Source organism: Brevibacillus schisleri (assembly GCF_055685845.1).
Genome location: NZ_JBVNDM010000001.1, coordinates 743,327 through 755,582, shown reverse-complemented (window position 1 = coordinate 755,582; position 12,256 = coordinate 743,327). Strand labels below are relative to the sequence as shown.

General features: G+C 47.9%; 8 protein-coding genes. All 8 read left to right on the top strand.

Annotation, left to right across the window (positions count from 1 at the left end):
• Positions 1–12 precede the first annotated feature (12 nt).
• Positions 13–624 carry an S-layer homology domain-containing protein gene (locus ACUUHJ_RS03885; RefSeq protein WP_472298289.1) on the top strand — a complete coding sequence of 204 codons (612 nt, stop codon included), beginning with the start codon at positions 13–15 and terminating at the stop codon, positions 622–624.
• A 48-nt stretch (positions 625–672) separates the two neighbouring features.
• On the top strand, positions 673–2,088 hold the full coding sequence (locus tag ACUUHJ_RS03880; RefSeq protein ID WP_472298288.1) for a hypothetical protein: 1,416 nt from the start codon (positions 673–675) through the stop codon (positions 2,086–2,088).
• Between the two features lie 11 nt (positions 2,089–2,099).
• The gene (locus ACUUHJ_RS03875) at positions 2,100–5,135 is read left to right on the top strand and encodes a M23 family metallopeptidase (RefSeq protein ID WP_472298287.1); all 3,036 of its coding nucleotides are present in this window, start codon (positions 2,100–2,102) and stop codon (positions 5,133–5,135) included.
• Entirely contained in the window at positions 5,135–5,554 is a 420-nt protein-coding gene (locus ACUUHJ_RS03870; RefSeq protein WP_064201880.1) for a hypothetical protein, read from the top strand. The genes ACUUHJ_RS03875 and ACUUHJ_RS03870 overlap by 1 nt, the downstream gene beginning before the upstream one ends.
• A gap of 6 nt (positions 5,555–5,560) precedes the next feature.
• Positions 5,561–5,980 carry a hypothetical protein gene (locus ACUUHJ_RS03865; RefSeq protein ID WP_007717420.1) on the top strand — a complete coding sequence of 140 codons (420 nt, stop codon included), beginning with the start codon at positions 5,561–5,563 and terminating at the stop codon, positions 5,978–5,980.
• A gap of 13 nt (positions 5,981–5,993) precedes the next feature.
• The gene (locus tag ACUUHJ_RS03860; RefSeq protein WP_472298286.1) at positions 5,994–7,802 is read left to right on the top strand and encodes a hypothetical protein; all 1,809 of its coding nucleotides are present in this window, start codon (positions 5,994–5,996) and stop codon (positions 7,800–7,802) included.
• Positions 7,803–7,816: 14 nt separating this feature from the next.
• Positions 7,817–8,905, top strand: a complete 1,089-nt coding sequence (locus ACUUHJ_RS03855) for a hypothetical protein (protein WP_289676069.1) — start codon at positions 7,817–7,819, stop codon at positions 8,903–8,905.
• A gap of 82 nt (positions 8,906–8,987) precedes the next feature.
• Positions 8,988–12,245, top strand: a complete 3,258-nt coding sequence (locus tag ACUUHJ_RS03850) for a 3-keto-alpha-glucoside-1,2-lyase-like domain-containing protein (RefSeq protein WP_472298285.1) — start codon at positions 8,988–8,990, stop codon at positions 12,243–12,245.
• Positions 12,246–12,256: the final 11 nt, after the last annotated feature.

Below are 12,256 nucleotides of genomic sequence, written 5' to 3'. Positions count from 1 at the left end.
GGAGGTACAGAAATGACCCAACAATACGCCTTTGGCACTGCCAATCAGCGCTACAGAAAAAAGCTGTTCCTTGATACTGGCTTTGAGTTCATGGAAGTAAACGCCCGACTCATCGAGCCGTATTCTCCGCCAAGCCCCCAGCCTTCCTTGCGCGAAATCAAAATCATTAACGCTCCCTCGCACATCCATCACTCCGGTTTTAGCAGCTACCAATGTTCATTGACCTTGCTTTTTCCAGACAAGGAATCGTATAACGATTACTTGAGCTACGCAGGCTGGACCCACAAGTTTTACGATGAAAAGGGAAGCATTTTTCTCGGAAGCGCAGAATCTATTACCCCCCAAGTCCTTGAGGCAGGACGGCGCTACAGTGTAACCGTCGATCTGATCCTCATCAAAAAAGACTCAATTGAGCGCGAATCACGCTTTCGGTTTCAAGATATTGAGGGACATTGGGCACAGAAAAACATTGAGGAGATGGCCGATCTCGGGCTCATCACAGTCATTACCCGAGATGGGAAGCCTGTCATTTACTTCCGCCCCAATGATTTCGTGACACGCGCCGAATTTATTGCTTTTTTAAATCGGACAAGGCGGCTGGTAGAGCGGATGATTCGGGAATAGCTGAGGCTGTTCCGGGTTTCTGTCTACTCTATATAGGAGGTGATGAAAATGATCAGCTGGGCTGATGTGAATGAAAAAGACTGGTTTTTTAATGAAGTAATGGAGGCCAGCAATTATTTGATGGCTGACGGAGAACCGTTCATTCAAGGAATTGCTTATGGCTCCTTTGAAAGCAATGCTCCTTACTTGTATGAGGAGTACAAGGGCTCCACTGGACAAAAAGTATTTACGCTCGCAGCCAAATTGACACCAAGTGCAGATAACCCCCTCTTTGTCTATATTGACGGCACGCAAACCCTTTTCAAAGAAATTCGGCCGAATCAAACAGACCCAAACAAAACGGACGTCGAGCTGTATTACGCACCATCTGCCAACTCGGTTGTCGCTTTTTCCAGCTTCGGAAAACCTGCCTTGGACCGTTTTGGCAAACCGATTCCCCCCAACTCCTCTTCCTTTGCTTACCCGAACAAACGCCTCGATAACGGAGACACCTATTTCTACAATCCATTCAGCCGCCAATTCAACGAGTATTTGTACGCATATGGTCGCTCCTTGAAGCGAATGGATGTGCCAGAAGAGGAATGGAAATCGACACCTGCCCAAGACCTCGCCAAAAAATATATTGGACTCAAGCAAGACGTCTACATGGTCAGTCCTGCTCCGGGTGCAACGATTTATCTCCCCTACAATCTAAATGGCGTACAGGTGCGCTTCATCTACAACAGCTACGAAAACGGCGCACTGTTTATGCGAGGCGGATATTTTTCGGTGAAAAGTCCTGGCGTATGGCGAAACGATCGCTTCTTTCCCAATGCCTACATCAATCGGGCAGAGGCTTTTCTGCTCATTGACCGGCTTCGGCGCTCTTTTTACCAACGCTTTACGGATTCACAACCTCCCACTCAGCGGCTGGATGAATCCCATACGGCATACGAGGGGCAACGTGTTTTTCGTCTGAACGGTACCTATCCCGCGGGTAAAAAGCTGCTTGCCGTCAAAGTGGATGGAAAAGGGGTCAACAGTTCCGACTATCAAGAATTTGATGATCATACGGTACTGTTCAACATGCCGCTTGAGGCGGACAAAAACGTTCATTTCCTCTATGTCAAAGAGACGAGCACCCGCTTTGAAGATGTTGGGCGCGAAAAGTACATGTACAACAGCAACACCGGGGAAAAAATTGCGCTAAACGGTGGGATGACAGGCAGCAAGCCTTCATGGTGGGCACCATCCGTCCTTTCTATGGAAGACGAGCGATTTGGCAACGGTGATTACCTGGTCGAAGGCATTGCGATCAACAATTTCGCCGATGGAGCCGCTGTCGTTAACCATATGTACGAGGTATCGTCATCCAACGCGGAAGAGAAAGAAAAATGGTTCATGCCTTACTCGCTGCTCACCCGGGCACAGGCCGTCTCTTTTTTGAATCGCTTTCGAAAATGGTCCCTGGAACGGTTTAAATAGGAGGTGCTTTCATGCAAACGATGTCCAATGAGCTGCGGAGAATTCTCTCCGAAAGACTCAAACTGGGAGAATTATCGAAGCCCGCGTGCCGCGTCGAGATAGATCGACTCATCTTCGTGCCGGGCCGTACCGAAGAGCTCGATTTCATTATGAGTGATCGGCGGGAAGAAAAAACATTGACCCGCACCATCATTCAAGATAGCTCAGGAGAGGGCGGAACTGCTCTATCCAAGATTTCTTTTGTCTTTCCTGTCGAGGGCAAAAGCATCCGAGATATTACAGCCTATATGGGCGACAACCGCAACCACAACGGGATTGATATCGCTTGTCCAGTCGGTACGCCCATCAAAGCTGCCTGGGCTGGCAAAGTAAAAAAAGTGACCGTGTCTGAAAAATATACGAGCTTTGGCTTTCGCGTAGAAATTCAGCATGCGGATGGCATATGGACCCGTTACGCCCATATGAGCGAAATCCATGTCAAAACAGGGGATTATGTCACGCAAGGCACTATTATCGGAAAAAGCGGCAATACAGGAGACGTCCGCTCTGCCGGCGTTACGAACATGGGCACCTATGACGATCCCAATTCCCCCCGCTCCAAAGGAAGAGGTGCTCATCTGCACTTTGAGGTCTGGAACGGACAAGCCGTCATTGATCCTTTTCCTTATATGAATGGCTCGAAGCATCTGTTCGCTGCCTCTTCCAATAACGGCTCAGGAGTCACAACCGATGCCACCTATGTTGGAACACCAGGAGCAACTCTCTTTGACGAACGCTTTACCAATAATACGTGGCACACAAAATCTGTCTACAAAGTAGACGAGCTGACCAAAAAGCTATCCATGATCGAGAGAAGCTCGACGGAGCATAGCAACCTCACCTTTACCTTTGATCCCAAAGGGTACAAGACCGTCTTCCCCTCCCCTACCGTTACGACAGGTATGAATCTCAAGCTGACCTCCCTTCACCCCGGCATTTTTAGCATGGGATTCTCCACCAACTTCGGTGAAGGTGCCGGCGAGCTGCGCGTTTTTTTCAATGGAAAAATGCAGATCAAGGTCAACAAATTCTCTGGGACAGAAAACGTAGAGATTCGTGATATCCCCTTTCCTAATGGCGAAATGGAAATCCGTATCGAGCTGTTCTGGAATGGAAAACAAGTCAATCGTTTTTCCCTCCAATACATTCAGATTAAGGAATTGCAAGGGCGACCCGATCTGTATGGGAACAAAGACAAAGTCGATCCGACGATACAGCAGGAGTTTTTTGAGGAACGGGAAATTACGAGCACCTTCATGCCTGGTCAGCCGCGAAAAGTATCGCTCCAGGTCGGAAAGTTCGTCTATATGGACACCCTTACTCTGGACAATATTAACCACATCGAAATGGACGACCAGTTTGAAATGGATTCACGTGAGGCACGGATCACGATTTCAAACCCGGGCGGCTACTACAGCCCGGACTATAATCCGTTTTACTTTCCGGAAACCTACAAGGAAACCCCTTGGTCTTATTTTGTGAATGGATTCCATGTCGGTGTCCTCTCCGAAAATACTCCTGTCCGGATCTACATGGGTTACGGTCTGAATTTGATGCGGGTATTTACTGGGCTGATCGACAAGCTCGATTTGAATGGCGAGGAATCGACCATGACCATTTACTGCCGCGATATGTACAAGAAGATTTTGAACAAGGTCATTACCGAGGACAAGCAATATCCATCAGATGTCGGACATTCTGCTGCGCATGATACCAATGTTTTTTCCTCGATGTCTCGTCGGGACAAAATCATCTCGATGGCTAAAAAGCAGGCCAAACAGCAGGGTCCAGAGCTCGATTATAAATTTCTGCTAGCCATCGCCGAGCATGAGACAAAAATGGGGACGCTCGGGAAAGGGCTGCCTCCAGGAGACTTCATTCTCGGATATGGATGCTATACCGGTGAAAAATGCGATCCGCAGTACCAAGGAATCGAACGACAGCTCTATCGCGGAGCCGTTCGCTATCGGGAAGCCATGGCGAGCAAAGGCTGGCGCTTCCAATCTGTCGACGACGTCAAATATTTTTGGCAAGGAGGAGACAAGGGGGCTTACCAATGGGCAAGCGATACGAATTGGTATAACAGTGTGTGGCAAATCTATCAAAAGTTCCGTTCCAGCACGGAGTTTGATCAAATCCCCGAGTGGGAAGGTACTGCACCTGTCCCCACCGAACCAACCGCTAAAGCCGCCTACCTCAAATCCGCTATCGTACAAGACTTGATCGCCCATGCAGGAATGTATAGTTGGCGCAACAATCCGCAAGACATTTACTACCCCTATGCCATTGTACAAGAGACAAGCTATACCCACGCGACGCAAGCGACAGGCAAGGTTTTCAAGGCTGTACCGGATAAAGAAGGCGAATTCGTAGAAGTCGATGCCGAATCCATTTTGACCCCAAAAGGTTGGAAAAATCCTTTTATTGAGCCGCCCGGACGCAAATTCGAATCGTATCAATACAAAGTGGGAGAAGCCATCGCGGAAATCATGAAAGATACAGAATTCCGTTCCTATTGTGACCGTTACGGTACGTATCGCTTGGAAGAGATTGATATGAATCGACCGATTGTAGCTACTTATACGGAGCACGACAATTTGATTACGATTCATAAGACGATCGATTTTTCCCGTGGCAGGAGCCATCTTGTCATCTTGGACGAAGAAAATAAGGCTGGTCATTTCGTAGATACCGAGATTTTGATGGAGCTAAAAGGCGAGGTCCGCACAGGCGTGAGGCACGTTCCTTCTGCGAAGACAGACGAATTGAAGCGACTGGCCGCGCGACGAACATTTTTTGATATAAAACGCTTGTGTCGTACGCTGCAAATTTCCATCCCCGGTAACCCTGCCTTGGATGTCCTCGATCGTATTTACATTATCGACTCCAATACAACCACCCGCGAAGCGTATACCATCAAAGGAATTCGTTCGATGTTCGATGCACAGAACGGCTATATGCAAATCCTCGATTTATTTTGGAGCAACAACGAGGGGGCGATTGTGTAATGGCCGGGATTGCGAATGATTATTTGATTTATCCCATCCTCGATCTGATCCGCGATGAAGTCCACCGTACCAAGACAGTCACAGCAGATCCGTTCGTCGAAGAACCCTCTGTACGTCTAATCCGGGAGCATCCCCTCGATCCGGAAAAGGTCACGGGTGCAAAGCTATTCTACGAGTCTGGCTACATGCTGGATATTTCCCTCACATTTGGCTCTACAGACACGACCACCTTCCCGCTTGAAGTCGATCAGCTCCATCCAGACTGGGAGTACTATTCTCTATGGCGATTAACCTCGGTTACCGCTGCGGGCTACGCACCTGACGGAAAAACGGTAGGATCTTATCTGATCCGTCTACTCTATGATACAAGGGGCCTCTTAACTGGCACCGATGTCCTTCGTATAGAGAAAGAGAGGTGAGTACAAGTGGGCTTCTCCGTTGTTTATTCGGGCGGGGGCGTGATCGACAAGGTACGAGAGCTCCCCTACCCGCACTTTTCCAAATTTACTGAGCCCTTCATTCGCGGACGCATGCTTGATGTGACTGCGTCCAAGCAAGTCTTTTCCGATACCTATGCCCTTCCCTATCCGACAGAATTTTTATCCGTAGCGTTTGCTACCAATAATTACTGCGTCGGCGATTACTGGGAGCTGAGTCTGGACGGCGTGAAGGTCTGTGAAACGATTTATACCAAAGAGCTTCCGGAGTCCGTCTCGATGGGAAACAGCTTTGGGATCGTCTATCCGTTGAAGCCAAATGCGCAAGTCCGCTTTGACTTCCACAACATTTCAGGTACGGAAAAGAAAGTTTGGTACAATGTGAAATTTTTACGCAAGAAACTGTAAAGGAGGCGTATGGATGCCTAGTAAACAAGTAGCTTGGATCGAGGGCGAGGTCACAGCCGATTTGCTCATCAACAAGCTGGCTGATGAAATCGTCAATGCCAAAATCCCGGATACGAAGAACCGCTGGGAAAAGGTGTTCGAGGTTAATGAAGATAAGTGGGTTACGTATACGAAGACCACTGTTGCGAATACGCAAGGGACGTACAAGCATACGGATGGGAAGACTTATCAGGTGTATAAGTTACCAGATTTGCGGGAGTTGACTGCTAATGATGGTGTTCGACTCGTCGATGCAGACGGATATGTCTATGAAACGATTAATTACAACAATACAAAATCAGGTAAAAAAATTCAGGTCATGCAGTTTACCTACAAGGATGATACAGGAAAAGATAATACCCTCTCTATTCCTGGGCTCTTAGTAATTAATGTAGATGATCCTGATCCTACCAATACAGTTGGCAAGAAGTGCCTCGCTCTTCAACAAGGAAAGTATGAATTAGACGGTCATACCTTTACAGCCGGAAATGAATGGGACGAATATCAAGTGATCACACAAGTTCCATCTGACTGGAATGATGTTTTGGCAAAAGGCAAGTGGACTGCTTACTATACATCTGGCGGTACCTGGACTAATATCATTCCCCCTTCCTCCAAATTCGGAATGGTCAAATACATTGCCAACCCCGTCCATCACTACGACCGAACCGTCGTCCTAAAAACCGTTCCTGACATCCCTTCAGGCCAAACCCCTAACGACTATTTTGTCATGCTAAAACATCCTATTAATCAATACAACTACTTGGATGTGTCCTACGGCAAAGGCTTCAAAGGCAAAAACCCAGTTGGAAAATCTGCCGATACCTACCTGCTAGCCTGCGATAATAGCACCGTTATTCCCGGTAAAGTACCTGTCGTCATCGATCAAAAACAGGCTGAACTCCAGTACAACAAATGGAACAATCCTGATGATGGTGACAAGTACACCCCACCTCAGGAAGCATGGGCACTCGATTACGACGACAAGGTCGAAATTAAAAGCCCTTCCTCCCACTTTTTCTACGGCGCCGACTCTGTCGTCTCTTGGGTACCAAACAAGAAGCGTCGCCCAGACTATTGGGTGGAATACAACCTCTCTGTAAGCAATGATCGTGTAGCAATCGTAATTGAAGGCGATCCTTCTCCAGATATGGATGCTTACTACAGCAGCTTTGCTTATATCGGAAAGACGATTCCTTTTGCTGACTATGACCACAAAGGCAATTTTGGCATCACAGTCGGCATGGGTGATTTGACCAAGGAAAAATCAGGATTCCTTCCTGCTGACATCAAACAGGACACCAATCCTAACTATTCAGGCTGGGGACGCTACACCTCCAACGGCATGTATTCCTTCTCCATGCTGCAAACCCGTAGCTCCGTTTACTTCCAAGCATACTACCCTGCCTTCATTACCCAGCTCCCCAAATACGATGGAGTGGGCACGCTCCCTCCTGAGCTCTCCAAAATGGTACTCGAAGCAAACGGCTTCCAAAGCTCGAAATGGACGAAGAAATATCATGCATCGCCGATCTATCTGGTACACCAGTTCGAAGGCTATCGTGGCTACCTCGACAGTGTCGTAGCAATCGAGGACCATAATCTGATCAATAAGGACGAGCTCGTCGTAGATACCGAGGAACCAAAAGATCCGAAGAACCCTGCTGCCGGAACTTGGACAGAGGTATACAAGTTCTTCCGAATTAATACCCCTGTTAATTTCTTTAAGTACTCCCCTAACCCTACCGATTGCACCATCGCCATCTTAAAAGAAGTATATTAAAGGAGGATTTTCACATGGCCAATTTTAAATACATTGAAAAAATCACCACTTCTAAAGAGCTCCTGGATACGATTAAATCTGAAATCGAACAACTTACTAACTATACCTTTAACCCAGCTGCCGGAGAGACACAAGAAAAATCAACCTGGACAGTTATGACAGATCTCACAAAAAAAGATTCCGCTTCCGGCAAAACCTCCGAGCTTGTCCTAAAGGGCATCTCCAAAATTAACACCGAGACCAAAGAGTTTTATGTTAAATTCGTCAATCCAGGCTTCACCAACCCGAAGGAACACAGCTCTCTGACGGTTCAAGTATTGACAGACTACAATGCCACAGCCAAAACCTTCGCAACAGAAGGACATCCAGTCAATTTCGAATGGGCCGACGAGAAATTCGTCGTGAATGGCAAACCGACAGATCGTACGATTGATAAACCTGTCTACCTGTACATGAATGTGATGAACAATCGCCTTTCTCTGGTTGCCGTTGGCGATCCGGCTGTTCACTTTGAAGATTATCGCAAGAGCTTCCTCTATGTCGGCGCACTTAAGCCATTCAAGTACAACATGGATGATGTGGTTGGAAACATCATGCTGACGGCTGGAGCTGTCGCTACTGAGCCTACTGCCCCAATCGCCCCACACGATTATGGTCAATACACCTCTTTTGGCAACAACACCTTGCAAATGCTGGCGACAAAATCAGGCATTCGCTTCCAAAAACACTACCCTGCCTTCATTACCCAAGCTCCACAGCCGGGCAAAGCATATTCCGATAGCAAGCTCGGCGATACCGGTCTTCTTCTAGAGCCTCAAGGCTTTAACGCATCTGCTTGGACACGTCGTTACCATTTGAGCCCGATTTATGTCGTACACGGATATGATGGATACCGCGGCAGCTTGGATGCATGCATTGCTGTTTCGAAAAACAACATTCTCCACTTGGATGAATTGATCATTGATGTTGATCCGAGCGACACGACCAAGAAACACAAGCAGGAAGTGTACCGCTATTTCGACCATAATACCGAACAGAATTTCATGAACTACTCCGCCAACGTAAAAATGGGGGTCGCTTTCCTGAAGGAAGTTCGCTACTAAAAGAAGTCCCTCTAAAACCGTATAGCTAGCAAAAGGGGGAAAACTAGAACGCATCTCTGGTGTTCCCCCTTCTTTTTGGGAGGTGAACCATTTGACCGGGATTTCTTCTCTAGCAGCCTATCAATTCAGACTTGCAGATCACTACGCTTCTATTCGCAACTATATCGGAAAAGTAACTTTCACGACTTCGCCCTCCCGTAAGTATTCCTTCGTCTATATTCCCTACGGACAAAGTGCCAGTATGGTCATGCTAGATTATTTGCTCGCGAATCGGAAATCGTTTGCCGCTGACCTTCAAGACTCCTTGCAGGATATGATCCGGAATGATACTAGCATGGCCAATCCCATGGAGCTGGTCGTGGTATCCGATCGCTCGCCATTTAAAGAGAGCTTACTTCAGGACGATGCCTTGGACGCTGACCGGATCATTAAACAGCCGCTACAAGTCATTCGTCGTGTACATTTATCAGATCGGATTAAAGCAGCAGGAATGGCAAAGCTCAACCCTGCCAAAATGTTTGTGCGTGTGCATAAAGATGAGCTGCATATCGATTTGCCACCAGCATTGGCAAGTCGTTCCGTATCGTCAGAAGCTGTCGTCAGGAAAGAACAACCTGGAGCAGCACGAACCGAGCGATTCGCCGGAAAAAAGATAGACGAGTCGTTCACGGGAGAACGTACTTCCACGTTCGATTTATTCGTCAATACCGAAAGAAGCTTGGCTGAGCGAAAGTTTTGGGCTTCTCTCTTTGTGCAGATGGAAAGAGAATACGCAATCAGATCGATCACTCAACACCTATCTATTGAGAACAGCCTACCTCTTTCCAACCGCAACAACAGACATACCATGTTTACGGATTGGTCTTACTCCATTGGCGAGCGACATACTTCCTTCCAGATGACCCGACACTTCGTGCAAGCCTTCCACAGGATGAAAACAAAGCCGACGAAAGTGCTTCGCGACATGGACTGGGCTTACCTCAAAGCCCGTCAGTATGACGCCATGCTACACTTCCTTCAACGTGCAAGTAGGATCGCTACGCAAGATTTAGCGATCCATCGGGCTTCTACAGGTTTTCGAACCATGCTCCAAGATGGTTCCCTTTTACAGAATCAAGACTGGGGCTATCGAGATTTCACGCGTCTTCTCTCCCTCGATTCCTTTTCACCAACAGCCTTCCGACCATACCAAAATGACTTATTCATCAATCGCTCTCGACTATATGCTACTCGTCCCTATCAATCCCCTGGCACACTCATCACGGAATATGCTATTGGTAATCGGGACGTGGTTTCAGAGCTCGCTATTTTCCTATCACAGATTACGGGAACCCGAACGATTCAAACAGATGCTTCGCTCATGAACTATCTGGAACAAAGCTCCCGACACACCAGTCCCCTCTTGTTTGTTCCCAATCCCATCAATGATTCTCTTCGAGAGAAAACCAATCCGCTCTGGATTCCCCAGCACTTCGAACTCGGAAAGAAAGATCTTTCTCGTCCCACTTCGATTATCAAGGAAGACCTTCGCGCAGATCGCCAGCTCGTACATGCTGCTCATCTTTGGGAAAAGGAACGCGCCATCGATCTTAGTGGGGGCAAAGCACCTAAGCCATCCTTTTATCAGGATGAGGATGACATTTTCGCCAATCTGGAAAATGTACGCCCAAGTCTCCTGACAGAAGAAATGGTCTTCGCAACCATCTTGCGCTTACTGCCCGCTCATCTTTTGGAAGACATCCTTGGTTCCAAGGAATTTCCTTCCCACCTGATGGATGACATGATTTTTGCCTCGCGCCTGACAGACGGCCAAAGCATTCTGGAAGCACTCATGGAATGGGCGCTGACCAACAAGACTTTCGATGCTTATGTAGATGAGGAATTTTTGGAGGGTGTACGGACACGGGTTCAGGCATTGATCGAATCTGAGGTCATTTTCAGTAAAGCGTTGCAAGACAGGGCGGGCATTCTTTCCTTTGAGACATGGGAGTCCACCCGTCAGAATGAGATTCTCTCGCATCTGGAGGAAGATGGGGTTGCAGGAAAACGGGAAGTATTGCTACCTTCAACGGTTGAAGAGGTGGATATCACCAGCCAAATGGAAGCAGCTCCTTCATCCCTTACAGAAGCACTAGTCGGCGAAGATGTATTCCGTCCAGCCGAGCTGCAAATTGAGAATCCTTTTGGTTACATGGAACCCGATCCGTCCTTTTTGTTCGATGAGCATACAGCTCGTAAATCCGCTCACGCCAGCGACCTTGACGAGTTGCCGGTCACCGCACTGTTGCGCAGCAGAATCACGGAATTGTGCAGCGGCTATCTCTTCGCTACCTCCCCGCATGAGCGAGCCAGTTACCTCGTCGATTTATACGATGTGGCAGAAAAAAGCGCGCGTGATGGAGAACTGCAGGACGATGAATGGCAAAAGTATGCCAAGCTCGCGTTGGAACAAACGGTATTGCATGAGCAACTAATTGCCTATCAGCCGGAAGCAGCCGCTCATTTGATCGAATCCATCCTCAGTTACAAGCTACCAGATCAAGCTGTTATCAACGCGGATTGGGTAGCCTCCAACCAAGAGCGCGCTACCTCGCTACTCACCCAAATCATGGGTAAAAAAGAACTCGCAGATGCCGTCATCCTGGAATACTTGGCTGGCCAATTGGATCATAGAAAAGGGCATATCGAGAAACCATTACTTTCTGTTCGCGACTACAAGAAAGCATGGGCAGATCGTATAGAAGAAATAGGACAAGGTTTGGTCTACGACTACTCCAACGATGTGCTCGAGGCTGAGCACGATCCCGAGCATTGGTCAGGTGGTTTTTCTGTTCCAGAAGCGTACGATCCCCACGATCCATTCAATGCGTACTATCCATGGACGACGGATATGAATGCACTCGCGATGGGGCAAGACAACTGGACTCGTTTTGGCTCTGGCAGTTGGGAGCATAATCGCGACCAAGGCACTTTTACCCACCCAAAAGGCTCTAGTGGCATGAGCGGCTACATTCGAAATGACTTTACCTATTCAGACTATCAATTTGAGGTCGATTTCAGAGTAGATGAGCCCGCAGATGGAGACAGCGCTGGTATCGTGTTCAGATATCACAACGACCAGAACTACTGGATGTTCGTCGTCAGTGACGGAAGCGCAAGCGGTATGCCGCGACCCATGCAGCTTTTTAAGGTAGAGAATGGTAGATCAACCATGTACTCTACCCCGATGAACCCGTTTGCCTGGGAAAAAGAGAAATGGTACACGCTGCGTGTTTGGGTTACGGGTAACCGCATCCGCGTCTGGGTAGATCATAACCTGCAATACGATTTTACGGATTAGAGGTGATCATT